19 protein-coding genes are annotated in these 18,391 nt (G+C 32.4%); 15 read left to right on the top strand and 4 right to left on the bottom strand.

Going from position 1 to position 18,391, the window contains the following annotated elements; all coding sequences use genetic code 11:
- The first annotated feature begins 3 nt into the window (after window positions 1-3).
- From GKZ86_RS00680 to GKZ86_RS00635, 10 genes are all read left to right on the top strand, one after another.
- A complete protein-coding gene (locus GKZ86_RS00680; RefSeq protein WP_154781214.1) occupies window positions 4-4,734 on the top strand; it encodes a DUF6443 domain-containing protein in 4,731 nt (1,576 codons plus the stop codon).
- Window positions 4,731-5,213, top strand: a complete 483-nt coding sequence (locus tag GKZ86_RS00675; protein ID WP_154781213.1) for a hypothetical protein — start codon at window positions 4,731-4,733, stop codon at window positions 5,211-5,213. The genes GKZ86_RS00680 and GKZ86_RS00675 overlap by 4 nt, the downstream gene beginning before the upstream one ends.
- A 441-nt stretch (window positions 5,214-5,654) precedes the next feature.
- Window positions 5,655-6,392, top strand: coding sequence for a hypothetical protein (locus tag GKZ86_RS00670; RefSeq protein WP_154781212.1), 738 nt, complete (start codon window positions 5,655-5,657; stop codon window positions 6,390-6,392).
- 154 nt (window positions 6,393-6,546) lie between these two features.
- On the top strand, window positions 6,547-6,927 hold the full coding sequence (locus tag GKZ86_RS00665) for a hypothetical protein (protein ID WP_154781211.1): 381 nt from the start codon (window positions 6,547-6,549) through the stop codon (window positions 6,925-6,927).
- Between the two features lies 1 nt (window position 6,928).
- The gene (locus tag GKZ86_RS00660) at window positions 6,929-7,222 is read left to right on the top strand and encodes a hypothetical protein (protein ID WP_154781210.1); all 294 of its coding nucleotides are present in this window, start codon (window positions 6,929-6,931) and stop codon (window positions 7,220-7,222) included.
- Between the two features lie 120 nt (window positions 7,223-7,342).
- Window positions 7,343-7,843, top strand: a complete 501-nt coding sequence (locus tag GKZ86_RS00655) for a hypothetical protein (RefSeq protein WP_154781209.1) — start codon at window positions 7,343-7,345, stop codon at window positions 7,841-7,843.
- A complete protein-coding gene (locus GKZ86_RS00650; protein ID WP_195936661.1) occupies window positions 7,803-8,225 on the top strand; it encodes a hypothetical protein in 423 nt (140 codons plus the stop codon). The genes GKZ86_RS00655 and GKZ86_RS00650 overlap by 41 nt, the downstream gene beginning before the upstream one ends.
- A gap of 95 nt (window positions 8,226-8,320) precedes the next feature.
- The gene (locus GKZ86_RS00645; RefSeq protein WP_154781207.1) at window positions 8,321-9,391 is read left to right on the top strand and encodes a hypothetical protein; all 1,071 of its coding nucleotides are present in this window, start codon (window positions 8,321-8,323) and stop codon (window positions 9,389-9,391) included.
- A gap of 150 nt (window positions 9,392-9,541) precedes the next feature.
- Window positions 9,542-9,826, top strand: a complete 285-nt coding sequence (locus GKZ86_RS00640; RefSeq protein WP_154781206.1) for a hypothetical protein — start codon at window positions 9,542-9,544, stop codon at window positions 9,824-9,826.
- Window positions 9,827-9,893: 67 nt separating this feature from the next.
- Window positions 9,894-10,298, top strand: coding sequence for a hypothetical protein (locus GKZ86_RS00635; RefSeq protein WP_123869541.1), 405 nt, complete (start codon window positions 9,894-9,896; stop codon window positions 10,296-10,298).
- 21 nt (window positions 10,299-10,319) lie between these two features.
- Here GKZ86_RS00635 and GKZ86_RS00630 read toward each other — a convergent pair whose 3' ends face one another.
- The 3 genes from GKZ86_RS00630 to GKZ86_RS00620 all read right to left on the bottom strand — a co-directional run bounded on the left by GKZ86_RS00630 (window position 10,320) and on the right by GKZ86_RS00620 (window position 12,978).
- Window positions 10,320-12,146 (bottom strand): KAP P-loop domain-containing protein, encoded by a 1,827-nt coding sequence (locus GKZ86_RS00630; protein ID WP_012025611.1) that lies wholly within the window; start codon window positions 12,144-12,146, stop codon window positions 10,320-10,322.
- 68 nt (window positions 12,147-12,214) lie between these two features.
- The gene (locus GKZ86_RS00625; protein ID WP_012025610.1) at window positions 12,215-12,466 is read right to left on the bottom strand and encodes a hypothetical protein; all 252 of its coding nucleotides are present in this window, start codon (window positions 12,464-12,466) and stop codon (window positions 12,215-12,217) included.
- Between the two features lie 104 nt (window positions 12,467-12,570).
- Window positions 12,571-12,978: a helix-turn-helix domain-containing protein gene (locus GKZ86_RS00620; protein ID WP_012025609.1), complete on the bottom strand. Its 408-nt coding sequence runs from the start codon at window positions 12,976-12,978 to the stop codon at window positions 12,571-12,573.
- A gap of 173 nt (window positions 12,979-13,151) precedes the next feature.
- Between GKZ86_RS00620 and GKZ86_RS00615 the strand changes: the two genes are divergently transcribed.
- Genes GKZ86_RS00615 through GKZ86_RS00595 form a run of 5 tightly spaced genes read left to right on the top strand, consistent with a single transcriptional unit; the run spans window position 13,152 to window position 16,862 of the window.
- Window positions 13,152-14,789, top strand: a complete 1,638-nt coding sequence (locus tag GKZ86_RS00615) for a hypothetical protein (protein WP_154781205.1) — start codon at window positions 13,152-13,154, stop codon at window positions 14,787-14,789.
- A gap of 11 nt (window positions 14,790-14,800) precedes the next feature.
- On the top strand, window positions 14,801-15,637 hold the full coding sequence (locus GKZ86_RS00610) for a hypothetical protein (RefSeq protein ID WP_012025607.1): 837 nt from the start codon (window positions 14,801-14,803) through the stop codon (window positions 15,635-15,637).
- Entirely contained in the window at window positions 15,624-15,986 is a 363-nt protein-coding gene (locus tag GKZ86_RS00605) for a hypothetical protein (RefSeq protein ID WP_154781204.1), read from the top strand. The genes GKZ86_RS00610 and GKZ86_RS00605 overlap by 14 nt, the downstream gene beginning before the upstream one ends.
- 11 nt (window positions 15,987-15,997) lie before the next feature.
- On the top strand, window positions 15,998-16,558 hold the full coding sequence (locus GKZ86_RS00600) for a hypothetical protein (RefSeq protein ID WP_012025605.1): 561 nt from the start codon (window positions 15,998-16,000) through the stop codon (window positions 16,556-16,558).
- A gap of 55 nt (window positions 16,559-16,613) precedes the next feature.
- The gene (locus GKZ86_RS00595) at window positions 16,614-16,862 is read left to right on the top strand and encodes a hypothetical protein (RefSeq protein WP_230328233.1); all 249 of its coding nucleotides are present in this window, start codon (window positions 16,614-16,616) and stop codon (window positions 16,860-16,862) included.
- Window positions 16,863-18,051: 1,189 nt separating this feature from the next.
- On the opposite strand, the gene GKZ86_RS00590 is transcribed toward GKZ86_RS00595, so the two are convergent.
- A complete protein-coding gene (locus GKZ86_RS00590; protein ID WP_012025603.1) occupies window positions 18,052-18,369 on the bottom strand; it encodes a hypothetical protein in 318 nt (105 codons plus the stop codon).
- Window positions 18,370-18,391: the final 22 nt, after the last annotated feature.

Here is an 18,391-nt window from a genome sequence, read left to right as displayed (position 1 = left end):
CAAATGAAAAAAACACTACTTATTGTTTTGCTTCAATGCTTTTTCTTTTTGGGATATGCGCAGGACAAAAAAACAGATCAGTCTAAAATAATTACAAACGCTGTAGATGATGATCCGGAAAATCCGTGTCCCGGATGTCCATTAGGATATCAATGGAATAGAGATGCTGACGGAGATGGATTTGGTAATCCTGCCCAATTTATTTATAGCAATACTCAGCCCGTTGGATATGTTGCCGACCAGTCAGACTTAGATGATGGCAATAAATACATCACCAATATTGCCCCTACTCAATATTTTTATTACGATTTTGACCATGATACTTTTGGAGATCCAAGTACAGGAGTATTTTATAGTATCAAACCACCGGATTATGTGACTAATAATACAGATTGCAATGACAGAAATGCCGCTGTAAATCCAAATTTGGTATGGTATTTTGACAGCGATGGCGATAATTTTGGTACAAGTGCCATTACTATGAAGAGTTGTGTGCAGCCCAGCCGATATGTTTCCAATGCGGGTGATTACGACGATTCAACGGGAAATATTACCAATATAGCACCACAGTATTTTTATTATGATTATGATCATGATACTTTTGGTGATCCAAATGTCAGGGTTTATTATAGTGTAAGACCAGTAAATTATGTCACAAATAATACAGATTGTAATGATTCCCTTGCTTCGGTAAATCCAAATGTGGTATGGTATTTTGATGGAGACGGTGATGGCTTTGGTACCAATGCCGTGACGGTGCAGAGTTGTACACAGCCGAGCCGTTATGTTTCCAATGCGGGTGATTACAACGATTCAACGGGGAATATTACCAATATAGCACCACAGTATTTTTATTATGATTATGATCATGATGGTTTTGGTGATCCAAATGTTAGGGTTTATTATAGTGTAAGACCGGTAAACTATGTAACCAATAATACAGACTGTAATGATTCCATTGCTGCCGTAAACCCAAATGTGGTATGGTATTTTGATGGCGACGGTGATGGTTTTGGTGCAAGTGCCTTTACCACGCAAAGTTGTACTCAACCAAACCGATATGTTTCCAATGGCAGTGATTACAACGATGCGACAGGAAATATTACCAATATAGCGCCACAGTATTTTTATTATGATTTTGACCATGATGGTTTTGGTAACCCGGGTGTGAGTCTGTACTACAGTGTCCAGCCCACTAATTATGTAATTAATAACACTGATTGTAACGATGCAGATAATACACTAAATCCAAATACAAAATGGTATGCCGATACTGATTTGGACGGTCTTGGAGATCCTTCAAATTATGCACAGCAATGTATAAGTCCAGCTGGAAATTATGTTAGGAATGGTGGTGATAATTGTCCTGCATTACAAGGTACAAGTTCTGACTGTTCAGATATTACAACTCCGAGTTCAGATTACAATTATGTTATTAGTAAAACCTATAAAAAACCAACAGCAGTTGCTATAGATAATCCTTCCGCAGATCAGATGCAGGCTAGCATTACCTATTTTGATGGATTAGGCAGACCAGTACAACAAATTGCCAACAAACAATCTTCATCAGGAAAAGATATTGTAACGCATATTGATTATGATGATTTTGGAAGACAGTTAAAGGAATATCTGCCTTACGAATCTTCTTCGACTAATATGGCGTTTGATGTGAATGCTGAAAACGGTACCATAACTTTTTATGGTACAGCAAAATACGAGAATACTGCCAACCCATTTTCTGAAAAACAACTTGAATCATCTCCTTTTAGCAGGGTTTTAAAACAAGCTGCTCCGGGAACATCCTGGACGATGGGCAGTGGTCATGAAATTAAACTTGATTACAAGACCAATACTGCTGATGAAGTTAAATTATATAAGGCAACAGCTATCTGGAATGCCGGATCCGGATTATTTGAAACTGCTTTTTCAGAGGAAGAAACTTATGAAGCCAACCAATTGTACAAAACCGTAACTTTTGATGAAAATACCAGTGCAAATCCAGGCGAATCAGCCGGATCTACAGTAGAATTTAAAAATAAAGATGGTCAGGTAGTTTTAAAAAGGACTTATGAATCTGAAAGCAAACTTGATACCTATTATGTATATGATATTTACGGAAACCTCACCTATGTGATTCCGCCAAAGGCAGACGGAGAAATTGATGATGAGGTTTTAAATGGATTATGTTACCAATATAAATACGATGATAAAAACCGATTAGTAGAGAAAAAATTGCCCGGCAAGCAATGGGAATTCATTGTTTATGATAAACTCGACAGGCCAGTAGCCACAGGTCCTGCATTATCACCTTTTAATGGTGACAGTACTGTTGGCTGGCTCATAACCAAATATGATTCTTTTGGCAGGCCTATTTATACAGGATGGAAGAGTCAAACAGCAAATTCGGCTATCAGAAAATCGTTGCAGGATGCTCAGAAAGATGCTTTAATTTTGTTTGAAAAGAAAGAAGCATCCCGCACGATTGATGGTATTGCAGCTGATTATACCAATAGTATAGCACCAACAAGTTTTAAACTCCTCAGTGTTAATTATTATGATGATTATTTATTTCCTAATGCAGCTGTAGTACCAAGTGCTGTTGAACAACAAACCGTTTTGTCCAATGTAAAAGGCATGCCAACCGGAAACTGGATCAGAGTTTCAACAACAGCTTTGGAAACGCTTGGTGAAACCAGTACTACTTTCTATGATACAAAAGCACGCCCAATACGTACGTATGCTCAAAATTATTTAGGAGGTTATACCACTACCGATAGTAAACTTGATTTTACAGGAAAACCGCTTTATACCATCAGCAAACACAAACGCACAACGGGTAATAACGAAATTACCATTAGAGAAGATTTTACCTATTCTCCTCAGGATCGATTGCTCACACATACCCATCAAATAAATGGGGGAGTTGTTCAGCTTTTAGCGGACAATACCTATGATGCGCTCGGACAGCTGAAAAGCAAAAATGTGGGTAACAGCACCGGAAGCCCTTTACAAAAAGTCGATTTTAATTATAATATCAGAGGCTGGCTTACCGAGATAAATAAAACCGATGAATTGCAGCAAAATACAGACCCTCTTGATTTGTTTGCTTTTAAAATTAATTACGATAAAACGCAGACCGATATACCAAATGTAAAAGCATTGTATAACGGAAACATAGCTGAAACTTTCTGGAAAACAGGCTCAGATAATCTGGAGCGTTCTTATGGTTATCAGTATGATAAACTTAACCATTTGACAAGTGCTATTTACCAAAAATCGAAATTAACCACAGATGCTTATAACGAGAACTTATCGTATGATAAAAACGGAAACATAAAGTATTTGAACAGAAACGGCGATATGGATCCTCAAATAGGGACCAATATAATCGATAATTTATCGTATACCTATCCTGATAATTCAAACCAGCTTTCGAAAGTATCTGATAGCGCCAATAACAGCAGCGGTTTTAACGATGCCAACACCACAGGCGACGATTACACTTATGATGTTAATGGAAACATGCTTAGTGACAAAAACAAAAACATTACCGAAATACTATACAACCAACTCAACCTGCCCAAGAAAATAACATTTGGCACAGGAAATACAATTGAGTATATTTACAACGCAGCAGGACAAAAACTGGAGAAAATTGTAAAGGAAGGAACAACTATAACCAATACCAATTATTTGGAAGGCTTTCAGTACAAAGACAATATCTTAGAGTTTTTCCCAACAGCAGAAGGGTATGTAAAAAATACCGAAGGTACACTATCGTATTTGTTTCAATACCAAGATCATTTAGGAAACATACGACTGAGTTTTGCAAAGAACCCAACAACACAAGTTCTTGAAATTATCGAAGAAAATAATTATTATCCTTTTGGGTTAAAACACAAAGGATATAATGATTATGTAGCTACTAATAATAAGTATAAATACAATGGAAAGGAGCTCCAAGACGAGCTGGGGCTTGGGATGTACGATTACGGAGCTAGAAATTATGATCCAGCATTAGGACGATGGATGAACATTGACCCGCTTGCAGAGAAATCACGCAGATTTAGTACGTATACGTATGCTCTTAATAATCCAGTATATTTTATTGACCCAGATGGAATGATGGCTTCACCGCCTGATGACCATTTCGACACTGCGGGTAATTTTTTATATACTGATAACAGAAAAACTAATAATATTGTTATTGATTCACCTCAGTTTAATCCTGCTACACTTTCAAATTTTGAAACAAAACTAAGTGATTACACTTTTAATAGCTCAAATTATTCATCTCTATCGAAAATAGCTGGTCATTATGCAAGTGATGCTTCAGTTGACCTTAAGGATGTTCATAATGGTAAAATATCGGTTGCAGATGCTGTGTCAGGAGAAGCTAAAGGAGGATTGACTTCATATACTATAGAAAAATACAATGACGGTGTAGGAAGTGTTCCAAATGTTTATGGTAGTGAAACTTTAATGAATACAAAAGGTTCAACTGTAACAGTTAATTTAATAGATGGAAAAGTTGATTCGTTGCTTACTGATAAAAACAACTTTACTGCTACATTAGACCATGAAGGAGGGAAAATTGGTCATTTACAGAATCCCGATAAAAAACATACGGCTATTTACACTGATGAATTGAAAAAATATGAAAATAAAATAACACCGAGCTTTGTAGAACATTTAAAAGGTATGTTTGATTACTATAAAAAAAGAGGAGAATGAAAAATAAAATAATCTTAATTCCAATCACAATATTTGCTATTGGAATTTTTCAAAGATGTACAATTAAATCAACAAAAAATCAAAAGGTAATTTCACAAGAATTATTATATGATTCAATCAATAAACATTCAAAATTATTTGATGTTGATTTAACGACAATAGTTGAATTTAACGATACTGATTCCACAAACAACAATTTTAATAATCTTTCTTTAATCATCGAGAAGGATACTTTTCATTTAATTCCAGATTTAAAAAATAAAGAATTTATTAAAGAAAGAAATACTTTGAAAATTAAGTTCGCAACTGAGGCTAAGTTTATATCGAAAACTTATGAAAATGATTCATTATCCGATAAAATATTGAAAAGTATAATTATAATCGATAAGTCAAAAATTATAGAAAAAGATAAGCCTTTTGTAGTTAAATCTTTAATTTTAGGTTATCCAGTGAAAGAAAATGGAATAAAATTCGAGTAAAATTTTTTGTAGTGTTTCAAAGTTAGTGATATGAGATTTTGAAATTCTAATCTTTTGAAATTGAACAAATTTTAGAAACAAATAATTTTTGGATGTGCAAACAAAAAATGTAGACAAAATTAAGTGGATATGCTAACAAAACATGGAGACAAAGTTAACGGTGTTTTTACATGGTTATTCTACAGGAGACAGAAAACAAGGAAATCGAATTTTAATAATTGGAGCGATTTTTATGGTGTTTTGGATAATAATTAGAATTCTCAATTAAACCGCATATTCTGGTATCCGCTAACAGCCGTTGGCGTGATTGGGGTTTAGGCTGAATTTAAAGTTGATTTTGTAATTGGAAAATTTGTGCTTAACCGAAAAATCTCACATCTTTAATCCCCACCTCGCCAAGCGCCAGAACGTTATAGGCGATTTAACCAAAATGTTGACGACATGAGAAAACTAATATATTTAGCGTTAATTTCCCCACTTTTTAGTAATTGTACTCGAGAAGACAACTATCTCGTAGCTCAAAATGTATCTCAGGATAAGTTCTTTGGAAGCAAGGAAACTTTATTATTAAAAAAGGATTCGTCTTTTAATTATTCCAGTGTTCCAAACAATAAAGAAATTGGAACAAATAGATCAATTACTGGAAGGTACAAGATACAAAATGACACTATAAATCTTATTAGTAAAGAGATATCGACAAAACTAATTTTTATTGGAAATCAAATTCAATTATTATCATTTAATGCTAAAATGAAAGTATTGACTAATAACACATCTATAAAAAACAGTTACCAATTTGATATTCCAGAAGATTTTACGGTCTTTAGTTATAATGATTTCTTTAAAAACTATTTCAATCATCCTGTTAAAACCACAAAAATATCATCTAAGGACTTTTATAAACTCCAGTTGATAATTCAGGATCAAATAGATCTAAACAAAACTAAATTCAGAAAACATAAATTACAATCTGATTATTTTAAACAATGTGTTTTTGTAACTAATGCTAAAAATGAAAAAGAAGTTTGGATAAATGGAATATCAAAAAAAAGTAGTCATAAAGATACATGGAAAAGCTCTATTTTGGAAGTAAACGATGGTGGTGAATATTATTTCACACTTGAAATGAATTTGGAAACTGGAGAAATATATTATTTTTCACCTCATGGCTTAGCATAAACCGCCTATGACAGCTACTACAGCGGATTTGGGCAATTGGCATAATGGGAAAATGGTTTTGTATTTGGGATGATTTGGCAAATCCGAATAATGGGTTTAATTTAGCCCCAAGCCCACTGGTAACAGAATGTTAGCAACTATTTAAAAACTCTATATGAAAGTAATTATTTTGTTAATAATCCTTCTTATCAATCTCAATACTTATTCACAAGAACAAAAATGTTCTGATTATAAAGTGGGTAAATTCAAGTATACCAATTCTCTTTACAAAAATTGGGAAGTATTGCGAAATGAAACTGAACAAATAGAAACTGACAAAGTAAATAAAATTGAACTTCGTGCTTCAATAAATTGGGTGTCAGATTGTGAATATATTTTAACTTACACAAAATTGAATGATTCCGAAAATCATTCAATTGTGGGACAAAAAATAAATGTCAAAATAATTAAAGTTGGAAATGAAAGAGTTATTTGCGAATCAGAGGGGTTGGGTGCTAAATTAGAATTAGAAATGGTTCTTGAAAAGGGAAAATAAAATGTTCAAAATACTTGAGAAAATAACGGAATTGATTGGTTGGTTTCAAATTGTGATTTCGCCAACTTTGTTAGGTACGGGAGTTGGATGCATTGTTTATTTTAATCTTCAAAATTTAGGTGGATTAATTGTAGGAATTATAATTTCAATAATTGGGCTAATTTGTGGAATTGTGTTGGCTACAAAGAAGTTCAAAACAAATGGAACTATTCATTTTTTGTCAAAAGTTAGCGCAACGCCAGAATTGGACAACATAAACGAAACGAAACAGCTGAAAAATAAAAGTAGATGCTAATATAGATGCTACAATAGAGTTGGCAATAGGCTTAATTGGATGCTGCTTTTTTATTGGAGAGGATTTGGTAAATCTGAAAACATGATTTAATTTAGTTCCAAAACCGTTGGTATTAATTTTATGAAAAATCACATAACGATAATATTTTTATTTTTAATTATGCTTTCTTCTTGTAACAAAAATCAGGAAGAAAAAATAATACCTTTAAGTGAATTACCGAATGAAAAAATTTATAAAAATTTAGATAGTTTACCAAAAAATCTAGAATTGGTTTATCGTGTTGATTTATCAGAAAACAATCTAAATGCAGTACCCAAAACAATATTCAAACTACATAATCTTCAAGAATTAAATCTTTCTCTAAATTACTTAACAGAACTTAATCATTTAGAAAAATTACAAAACCTTCAAATTTTAAATATTGGGATGAATAATTTTAAAACATTCCCAAATGAAATCACTAAACTTAAAAACCTTAAAAAATTAGATATTTGGTGGAATGACATTAAAACTTTTCCAGAAGCATTTTATGAAAATAATGTTAACATCGAAGAACTTGACTTGACTAGTATGTTTGAATTTGATTTTTCAACCAACTTATCAAAGATTCAATCTATTTAAAAATCTTAGACAACTAAATCTAGGTAATAATCAAATTGAAAATTTAAATATAGAATTTGATAAACTTTCTAATTTAGAGACATTTGGATATATTAGACAAGATAAAATTAATGCTAAAAGTATTATTTTAGAGCTTTCGAAATGTAAAAAACTTAAAACTATTCATTTAAGTGTTAATCATTTGAAGGTACTTCCAAATGAAATTTCATTGCTTGATAATTTAGAAGAGTTAAATTTATACGAAAATGAATTAACTAATCTTCCTAATAATTTGCTTAAAATGAGGCGACTAAAATCAATTACATTAGCTGATAATAAAATTGATAAAAAAATAATTTTGGATTTTGAGACCAAAATGCCAAAGACAACTTTTATATACTAACGAAAAAACTACTGTAAATAGCAATTACAACGGATTTGGCTCTCTACTTATTAACTGCGTTAACTGTCATTATTATAAAACACAACGAACGAAGTATGAACAAACTTTTGACAATAATATTACTGATTAACCTATCAACTGCTTGTAAACAAACAATTGAAAAAAAGGCATCTAAACCAATAATTACTGACAAACAGAAAATCGCCGACTTTAAAAATGATTTTATGGACAAAGTCGAGATGTATAAACCAGATACTTTACATATTGATACCTTGACTTTTGTAAGGGAGAAATATCCAAACCTTAGACTTATAAAAACGTTCGTAAAAAGCAAAAATATCGTTTTCTATGACTATTACTACAATGGAACAACACAACTAGAAAATACTTCTACCTTCGACACATTAAAACGGCGTATTGGAATAACTAAACAATTCTCTAAAAAAGGAAAATTAGAATATACCGTCGATTATGACAAAGGTGAATGGAAAGTTTTCAACAAAAAGGAATATCCTTTTTACGATTTACAAATGAAAATGAAAGTAATAGCCGATAGTTTAGTTGGTAAAATGTACGGGCAAAATTTTTTGATAAACAACACTATGTGGAGTGTAACTAGTTCTATTATTTATAATGAAAATGAATCAGGTAATTGGACTGATAAATTTGAAAAAAAGCCAACAAAGTTTCTTTTTAGATATGATGTTAAACTTGACAAGGACAATAAGTATGAAGACCTTATTCAGTTTGAGTTAGATGCAAATGGAAACTTCATTCCTAATCAGTATGAGCTAATTTTTGGATTTGAAAATGTTCCTGATAATTTAAAAGGTAGTTTTAAACTCAAATATGAAGAGGCAATGAAGCAAGCTAAGCAATTGGGACTTACAGAAAACAGTAATAAAAAGGCAGTTGGGATTTTAAGATGGGAGAATTTCAAACGACCAGAACTCATAAATGGACAGTTTCGCTTTTATGTAACCAGTAGAACAAAGATGATTGAAAATATTCTTCCAAATGGACGCTCCAGTAGAATTATAAAATATGAAGTCTACTCTTTTAATCCTTGGACAGGCAAATTTCTTGGAAAGAAAAATATGAAATCAGTTTCCTCCTGGGAAAAAAATAGTGGCAGTAGTACAGGACTAATTCTAGATAATGAATAAAATAACTACTGTTAACAGGTAATAAAACGGATTTGGACAATTGGTATGATGGGAAGTTGGTAATGTATTTGGGATCATTTGTTAAATATTAAGAATAGTCTTAATTTAGTCCCAAACTCGCTGTAGTACTTAAACTTTGGCAGTAATATTATGAGAACCCAAAACAAACGACAAGTATTATTTTGTATTATTATTTTAGTTATCGGAATAATGTTTAATAATTCTTGTAATTCAGCTAAAAATAAAAATTTCAAAACAGAAGAAAATCTAATTCCCGTCGCTGAAAAAACTATTGATATTGATCTTAGTTTAGGTAGAATGACTATTGTTTTAAATTTTGTAAAAAAAGACAGAATACCTCTTATGGGAGATTTTTTTGAGAAAGTCCTTCCAAGATTACCAATCAGTAAAATATTTTCAAGAAAAAAGAAATAAGCTTTTTGGGAAATATATAATAAGCTTTTTGGTACTTTTATTAATGAAACTAAACGTAAAAAATCTAATGAACAATATAATTACGGGTTACAATTATGATACACCCGAAGATGCAATAGTTTCTTTAGAAACTGCATTTTCAAAAAAGGATATAGTAAATGCTATTGCTTCAAAAGATTTTGAAGCAGAAGCAAAAATAGTTTTGCGCAGGACAAATGTAGAGATTAATGAAGAAACTGTTGATCTGACGGCAAAATTACTTGAACTCTCACTTGTTGAGTATATTCTAAATAATGGGTTTCCTGATTTTTCTATGGTAAAAAGGCAATTTTCTGAATTAAGTGAAATAGATAATCATTTGTTTTTCATCGAGGAAATATTAATCTATGAGAATGGTGAAACTTTCAGTAATATAGTTTTTCTAACATATGAGAATGAAAAATGGAAAGTAGCTATGACTGAGGAGAAATAATCTTAATGTGATGCTTAAGAATTACTCCATTCTTTCACAAATTTCTTCGAGCTGTACTATTAATTCTTTTTTGAGCATTTTCTGAAGATTTCCTGTACTTTCTGAATTTTTAATACAGAGAATCAGATCCTTGAAAAGATCAGTATTATCGAGAAAATAAGTTTTTATGTTTGAAAAACCGTGGCGCTGTTTAAGCAGGCTCGTAAACTGGACTAAAGTTCTATTTTCACAGCTTTGGAGGTGCGTCCATAAACTTTGGGCGCTGAAATTCTGAAACAGCTCTTTGTTTATGTTATATTCATCAAATACATCTTTCATCTTCTCCAAGTCATTCTGTGCAATAGCATTTAAAAGTGAATTCGTTTTTTCTTTTTCAAATTCTTTCTCGCTTTCATTAATATACTCAATAATTTTATCTCTTAAGATTGTATCATCAGCAGGATTTTGATCCATATCAAATGAAAAGTTTCGTGTTCTCTTAATAGGTACAAAGTCTTCTTTGGCAATAAGAAGTCCTTCAAGCAGAATTTCCCTTATCTCATCTTTTGTATGGTTAATAATAAAATTTTCAGAATAGAAATTTAAAAATTTAGAAATCTGCAGATAATCTGAGATTTCATATTTGCCTTGTTTTGCAAAAAGTAAGAACCGCTCAATATTTTCATTAAATTCCTCATTAGATAACTGTCTGAATTTATTTGTTGCAACATTTGTGAAGGTAGCATTTTCAATTGTAGGCTCAACAGGAATACGGCTTTTAAGTTCATTATTAAATTTTTCAAGATCCAAATAACCTGTGAGTATGAACTGGTATACAGCTGGATAAAAAAAGTAATCCTGTATATAATTGGAAAGATATCTGTTATAGAATTTTTCCAGTTCGCTTTCTTCTTTTTGAGTTTTTTCAGCTTTTTTCGAAAGTAAACTAAATGAAGGGTCGAAATTGAACATCACATAGGCTGGATTCAATAAATCAAGATCATTAAAATTGTTATAGTTACTGGAATTCAGATTACCTTTTTTAAACTCCAGTGTAATAATCAATGTAAATAATATAATTTCTTTTTTAAATTCTAGATTTGATTTTAAAACAGGAAATAATTTATTTAAAGCTTCAAGGTAAAAAGATAAATTCCTTAGATTTTCTTCTTTAAACTCTGCTAAAATTTCAAGTATATATGATTTATTCTGATCTAGGAAAGATGAGAATTCAGGATCCGGAATTTTATATCTCTCAATAAAAAATGGGAAGATATAATTTAAATCATTACTGAAATTTAATACCCTGCCAATAACTTTTTCTTTAATAGAGTTATACGTGGATTTATTTACATCCTCACTATCCGGTATTTTGGATTCATCAGATAGAATGAGAACTTTCGAGTTTTTATGTTCAACAAAATTATTGATATATCCCAGCACTTCGCTTAAAGGAATATTACATCTTTCAAGGTCATCAAAGCATATTACCTGCTTTGAAAAAAGTGCAGTGTCAACTTCAACATCTTTTAAAATTTCTTCAGGACTAAAATTGTATTTACTCTGTATAATTTTTCCTCCTATATTTTTTAAGAGATTAAGTGTCGAGACAGCCTTTTTTGTATCTAATTTATTTAGAAAAGGGATAAGTTTAATCTTTAACTGATAATCTAGTGTTTCTATTTTATTCAATCCATTTAATGAAATATATAAAGTTTTGAAGTTATTCTCGTCACAGATTTTACTTAAAGAGTCTTTCCAGAAATAAGTTTTACCGCTTCCCCAGCTACCATTAATAAGTAAAGCATAATTCGAATTAACTGTTTTTAAGTAATCTTCAAATATTACTTTGATATGTGAACTGTCCATAGACTGAATATTTTTTTGTTAAGAAATGCGTTTGTTATTATGTGAAGCAAACATCAAAAAATGACTGTTTACTCTTTCAGAAGTGTTATAATATCTGTTACATTATTAGCTGAAATAAAATCTAATAAAAATTTCTCAGCTTCTTCTTTTTGCTCTTGAGAAGTGGTAAAAGTATTTAAGTAAAAATCTTGATTTTCATCTGCTATGTGGATTATTTCAGTGTAGCCTCTTGTAATTAGAGAGCCTTTAAGCTTTAGCACTTTAAGCTCTTTATCCCTTTCAATTTCTTTTTTCACTCTAAGCTTTATCGTTTTATTCATGGTATTTATTTTGGTATTTTAAAAAGTCAGAACAAATAAACTTTAAAAACAAAAAAGAGACTTGAAAGTCTCTTTTTGGAATTAATATATCTTTTATAAAAGCATCATTTTGCTTTTAGTAATTTTTCCAAGTATTCGACTTTATCTTTTTCCGCCTGAACCAAACGCTCATAAAGTTTGATCTGCTGTTCGTGGGATTCGATTAATTTATCTAATGGATTAAAATTGCATACATTATTTGCAAAAGTATTATTGCCTGAATCGTTAAAAGTATTAAAATAATTAAACACACCTTCTTCCGAAAAATTCTTAATTGCCTCTACACTTACACCCAATGCTTTTGCTACTTCGATTAGTTTTTCTTCTTCGATAGTCTCGCTGTTTTCCATAATAGAAATCGCCTGCTGGTTTGTACCCATAGCCTGTGCCAGTGCTTCCTGTTTCATGTCTTTCAGTTCACGGATACGGCTGATTTTACGCCCCATGTGACTTGGTTTTGTTGATGTATTCATAGCTCAAAGATAATAATTAAGAATAAAAAAGTAAGTCCTATGTATGATATAGAAATTTTACTGTACGGTATGATACAAATTGATACGGTACAGTACGACTAATCACTTACTTGCTCGTGTGTTAAACAAAAATACAATTTTTCACACAAGTATTAATTAAAAAAATTAAAATTATGAGTAGTGCAATTCAATTTCAAGATCAGAAAGAATTGGAGAATGCCGTTAGAGAGCTCCAATCATTTATGGACATTACAGCGGTCACCCTGCATGAGGCAGAGACCGCAGGTAAAAGAGGTTATATACTTACTATAATCTTAAGGGAAGATTCACAGCAGATTGCATCGGAAATGTATGACTGGGCGGATAAGGTTTTAAAAAAGTATCCGTCCGTTCCTTATGTAATTATAAATCTATGGGATGTACTGCATCGCTTAAAGCATGGGAGCTTGTATTATTTAAAGTGGTATTTATCAAACATAAGTCTGTTTAAAAACGAGGAGTTTGGTTTTAAGATTACAAAAGATATTCCCTCTGTATCCGTTCTGCTAAAAAAAGCAGTAAAGAAAAACAGCGGGCTTTTAGCCAAAGCAGAATCATTAAGAAGAGGTTCCCAGCATTATGAGGGAACAAATAACCATCATATGGCAATCTATACAATCCATCAGGCGGTCAACCTTCTTTTTGGTATAATCGGAGAACTTGTCATGGGAAAATCTCATTCGAATCATTATACACTAGAGCACTTAAATACGATAAAGGATTATGCACCTATTTTGAAACAGGTGTTCAATACTGATCATGATAAGGATAGAGAAATTGCCGATTTACTTGATAGAGCAAGGATTGAATTCCCTTATGGAGGCAAAACAAAAATTAAGAAAGACAGGGTTAAAGATGCACAGAAGAAACTTTACCGCATCTTAAAAGAAACTAAAAAAATCTTCCAAGACCAGCTTTCTTACTGCGAGGAAAAATCCGTTTTTTTTATTGAACCAAAACAGAATCCAGAAATTTTAAACGATGGTGTCATCGACTATGAGAAAATTGTCAGTGATACCGTTACGTCTTATCTTAAGACCGAGGCAGTTTATTGTTTTGGAACAGCGGAAAAAAGGGTTAAACATTTTTATCTATTAGTACTTTTCAAAGAAAGTAAAGTAAATGCAGTGCATGATCTGGCTGATATGATTAAAAGCAGAACCAAAGAGCAGTGCACAGCAACACTTTTGATTCATCATATTTCAGAACTTAAGAGCGCAACAGGCGATCAGAAATATTTCTTTTTGAATGTTATAAAAAATGGAAAGGCTTTATTTAAAAAAGAATCTGTTGCTTTAGAATTTGGAGATCTTCCAGTTCGCAGTATAACATCAGCAAAAGAATACCTCTGCTATAGAAATATTGTGGTAAACTACATGGAAAGCTGGCAGGGAGATTATGAATGGGCGTGTTATGCTCCTCTTAAAGGTCTGATGCTCCATACTATGGCAGAACAGATCTGTCTTGGGATGATCCGTTTGTTTATGGGGTATTCTCCAAATCATTTTTCCCTTTCTTATCTATTAGAAATCTGTGATTATTTTAACCCTGAAATAAGCACTTACTTCCCGCGGGTTACAGAGCAGGACAGAAACTTGTTTACGATATTAAGCAGATCATATACTTCACTGAGATACAGCGGTGCAGATACTTTTTCTGAACTCGATATGAATCTTTTGCAGGATCGATACAATGATTTTGCTGGTTTTTGCACAGCTGTTGTAAAAGATGAATTAGGACGCACTGAGAATCTGATTTCGGCTGAACTTTAAACAGACAGATCATGTATTATAATATTTTAACACAGAAAGACCATCCCAAATATAGGGCAGTCAAGAAAACAGTGAAACTCTTGGTAGAGTTTGTAGAAGCTGAGTGTGTTTACTTTTCGGATTCTGCTATAGAATCAAAAATAGGGATTCTGACAATTGTTGTGAGCAAAAAAAGCCCCCATTACTATGATGATGTTGTCTTCCATTTATGGAAAGTAATTGAAAACTACAATAATTTTTCATTCTGTTTTTTTGACAGGGAGTGTATAAAGAGAGAAGTGGGAAAAGGAAATTTATTTTTTATTTTCAATTGTAAAGAAACGGATCTTGTGTATAGAAACACTGAAGGGAAAACTGTTCTGGATATAAAAAAATTAAATATGAAACGGCTTTTGAAAAAGACTGTTGCAAATTATCAAATGTGGATATCAGAGGCCAATACTATTGGCAGAGACTTAAAATACCACCGTGGAAACGAGAATCATTTAATGGCATTGTATGTTATACATGAGCAGTTTCGATATCTCTTTATTAACGCTTCATGGGTTCTAACGGGTGAATGGGTGATAGATGGAAACATTTCAGACCAGCAGGAGCGCATTGCGAAGTTTAATAGTGTCTTAGGCAACACTTTTGATTTAGAAAACAAAGAAGAGAAAGAAGTTTTAAGAAAGCTTGATCTTGCTCGAAAAGCTGTTCAGTGGGGAGAAGAAATTGAACCATTAACTGCAGAAATTGTTGAATCAGCATATGAAAAAATGCAGTGGCTGATGAGTGAAGTAAAAACAATGTATCAGCAGTATGCTGAGCAAACCAAACAAATATTTAAAGAATATGGAAACCAATGATAATAAAAAGGCGGATGATTTTATCAAAGAACTGAAAAGCAGTTTTTATTTTAGAACACTGACCCCGCAGAGAGAGAAAGAAGGTATTTATCATGCAGATATAAAATTTACGAGCTACATAAAACTCATTTATACAGTACAGGATCTACTCAAAATAGCACTTCACACACTGGAGAATTCAGATGTTGAGAATTCCAGCCAGATCGAAGATCCCGCTTTTCATCTTACGAGTATTTTGGAAATTGCAATACAGCTACTTCCGTGCAGTGAAGCGGAAGGGCTTGATAAACTGCATAAGCTTTATTTAGAGACTAATAGTGAAAATAAAAATGAACAAATGGATAACTAATTTTTTAAATCATGAAAAAGAAGAAAAAAAACTTTGAAACCAAGTTCTGGGCTGGATTTGAGGCGGGAAATCCATTTGAAGCATCTGATGCCCTTTTTGATTTTGCACATCTTGACTACTATAAGCGAAATTTAACGCAGGCAGTACTGTACAGCTTTAAAGAAGAAATATGCAGTAATGATAGACCAAGCGAGATTTTTATATTCTATAAAGCAATATGCTCATTTTTGAAAACATACTACTGCCTGCATAAAAAAAGCAGTAAATGGAGAGTGAAAGAGTCAGTGCGCACTGAAAATGTATTTCATCTCACTTCATTGACAAAGCAGGAATATGACAATCCTTTCACAGTATTTCGAAAGGCATTTGCAGAGAAAAGCCTTAAGGAGTTTGAATTTTTCCTTTCTGAAATAGTGAGCGTTTCATTGTCTCCATACAAAGGAGACGGTGATATTGATCTTACGACTCCGTATATCCATTTAATAAAAATGCTTGATGCAGGAGAGCTTATGCGTGAAAGAGGGCTTGAAAAAATAAAAAAAGTTAATGAATCTAAAGAGAATGCCGAATGATGAAGTTAGTGCATCATTACATAGATACTAGATTTAACTAATAAAATATATAGATATGAAAAAAAATAAAATCAAATTAAATAATCTGGTTGAAAATCCTGAACGTTATTTTATAATGCTCAAACCTGCATCAAAAATGCGGAACGATATACACAATCTCGAAATAAATGTGCAGGGATATTCAGACCTGTTCTGCCTGATTATGGATCTGCTAAAAGCTGGAATGCTTGCTTTAGAAGGAGTTGAAGGAAGCGGGGAAAATGTTAAAGATCCTGAAAGATATGTTGGAAGTCTCTCAGGGTAATAGAAATGCTGATCCCGCTGGAAGAAGGAGATTTACTGGATTTGCTTTATATAAAACATCTAAATGAGAAAAATAAAAGTGGCTCCCAGTAACTTTTCTCCAATTGTAACTATAATAAAAACGGCGACTTCGGAGGCGTTTTCCAGCCCCGCAGGGCAAGTTGTTTTGAGATGCTGAATTCATTTCAAGCATCTCAAAACACAACTTGCAGTGTTCTGGTGAACACATTATTAGAATATATTTTAATTGAAAGGGCTTGATGCCCTTTTTTTTTGTAATGATTATAGGTTATTTATTTTAGAAATCTGCAAAGTGTGCAGGCTTATGACACAGCCTGATCATATAGCAGTTTTTTCGGTGAAGCCAGCAGATTGTGGGAAGATATATTAACGCAATAATTAACTTATATATTTTACTTATAAGCAAGGGCTCAAGTATTCAGGACTGCAAGTAAGCAAGTATGCAGGTGTTTAAGTATTCAAGTATTCAAGTATGCAGGAATGTAAGCAGGTAAGTATGTAAGTATGTTGGCATGCAAGAACGCTGGCATGCAGGTTTGCAAGCCTGCAAGCATTTACTTATATTTATAAGTGTTTTTAAAAGCATAAAAATGTAAAAATGCTTTTATAGTTTTTTAGGAAACTTTATGGTTTTATTTCCAGCAAACATTAAAAGAAAATTTAAAATTGCAGAATACCACTAAAAATATTTTTCCAAAGAAAACAGAAAAACGGAAAAAAGAAAAAGAAAGCAATTTCACAGGACGGGGTGCAGACAGGCCAAAAGGAATCGGAATAAGTCCCGAAGGGTGTCTTGTGAGGCACGAGCAAGGCATTATGCCGAAGTCTTTTTGCCAGACTGCGACAGCCCGTCCTACCTTGGGTTTCTTTTTATTATTTCTTTTGATAAAAATCTAAACAGCAATCAGCAGATAAATGACTGCATATAAAAACAGAAGACTTTTCGGGAATTTTGTAATTGCAAACTTGGAAGATAGCCAGATATTGCAGAATGCTTCTTAAAACAATTTTGAGCTCTGTAATATATTATTCAGATAATCGTTTAAAAGCATACGCCATTGTGCGGATAGTAAACATACATTTGGAAGATTATGTTTATGGACATGCCCTCCACTGCATTGAAGTGATTAATCACTGCGGATGGAGGGTTTAATTTATCAAATACAATGCTAAATCCAGTGATAGGGTTTGTCCTTACGGTTGAGGTAGCAGTACATTTCTTCCTTTTTGAGTTCGGGAAAGAATTTTATAGCACGGTCAATAGCATAATTGGGAAGGAAATGGATTTCGTCACGGATAGCTGTGACAACTTTATCATGTCCATAAAAGCGCACGATCTCATCTATTTCATCCTGTCCTCCACGTTCTATGATACGCGCAATAATAGTTTTGTATGCTTTGTCAAAGTCCATGGCATCTATGTCGAAATCCCAAAAGAAGACCCGATCCAGATTAGGAACTCTGCTGTTTTTTTTAACTTCTGCCATATAGTAAAAATACGATTTTTAA

The organism is Flavobacterium sp. LC2016-13 (assembly GCF_009707955.1).
Classification (GTDB): domain Bacteria; phylum Bacteroidota; class Bacteroidia; order Flavobacteriales; family Flavobacteriaceae; genus Flavobacterium.
The sequence above is the reverse complement of the archived record's forward strand: the minus strand, read 5'-3'. Positions and strand labels throughout refer to the sequence as shown.

Excerpts from the sequence above, each read along its gene's own strand:
- GKZ86_RS00655 (WP_154781209.1), top strand. The coding sequence starts at position 7,343 with ATGAAAAATCACATAACGATAATATTTTTATTTTTAATTATGCTTTCT.
- GKZ86_RS00645 (WP_154781207.1), top strand. The coding sequence starts at position 8,321 with ATGAACAAACTTTTGACAATAATATTACTGATTAACCTATCAACTGCT.
- GKZ86_RS00635 (WP_123869541.1), top strand. The coding sequence starts at position 9,894 with ATGAACAATATAATTACGGGTTACAATTATGATACACCCGAAGATGCA.
- GKZ86_RS00630 (WP_012025611.1), bottom strand. The coding sequence starts at position 12,146 with ATGGACAGTTCACATATCAAAGTAATATTTGAAGATTACTTAAAAACA.
- GKZ86_RS00610 (WP_012025607.1), top strand. The coding sequence starts at position 14,801 with ATGTATTATAATATTTTAACACAGAAAGACCATCCCAAATATAGGGCA.
- GKZ86_RS00670 (WP_154781212.1), top strand. The coding sequence starts at position 5,655 with ATGAGAAAACTAATATATTTAGCGTTAATTTCCCCACTTTTTAGTAAT.
- GKZ86_RS00675 (WP_154781213.1), top strand. The coding sequence starts at position 4,731 with ATGAAAAATAAAATAATCTTAATTCCAATCACAATATTTGCTATTGGA.
- GKZ86_RS00620 (WP_012025609.1), bottom strand. The coding sequence starts at position 12,978 with ATGAATACATCAACAAAACCAAGTCACATGGGGCGTAAAATCAGCCGT.
- GKZ86_RS00665 (WP_154781211.1), top strand. The coding sequence starts at position 6,547 with ATGAAAGTAATTATTTTGTTAATAATCCTTCTTATCAATCTCAATACT.
- GKZ86_RS00660 (WP_154781210.1), top strand. The coding sequence starts at position 6,929 with ATGTTCAAAATACTTGAGAAAATAACGGAATTGATTGGTTGGTTTCAA.
- GKZ86_RS00615 (WP_154781205.1), top strand. The coding sequence starts at position 13,152 with ATGAGTAGTGCAATTCAATTTCAAGATCAGAAAGAATTGGAGAATGCC.
- GKZ86_RS00595 (WP_230328233.1), top strand. The coding sequence starts at position 16,614 with ATGAAAAAAAATAAAATCAAATTAAATAATCTGGTTGAAAATCCTGAA.
- GKZ86_RS00600 (WP_012025605.1), top strand. The coding sequence starts at position 15,998 with ATGAAAAAGAAGAAAAAAAACTTTGAAACCAAGTTCTGGGCTGGATTT.
- GKZ86_RS00640 (WP_154781206.1), top strand. The coding sequence starts at position 9,542 with ATGAGAACCCAAAACAAACGACAAGTATTATTTTGTATTATTATTTTA.
- GKZ86_RS00625 (WP_012025610.1), bottom strand. The coding sequence starts at position 12,466 with ATGAATAAAACGATAAAGCTTAGAGTGAAAAAAGAAATTGAAAGGGAT.
- GKZ86_RS00590 (WP_012025603.1), bottom strand. The coding sequence starts at position 18,369 with ATGGCAGAAGTTAAAAAAAACAGCAGAGTTCCTAATCTGGATCGGGTC.
- GKZ86_RS00605 (WP_154781204.1), top strand. The coding sequence starts at position 15,624 with ATGGAAACCAATGATAATAAAAAGGCGGATGATTTTATCAAAGAACTG.
- GKZ86_RS00680 (WP_154781214.1), top strand. The coding sequence starts at position 4 with ATGAAAAAAACACTACTTATTGTTTTGCTTCAATGCTTTTTCTTTTTG.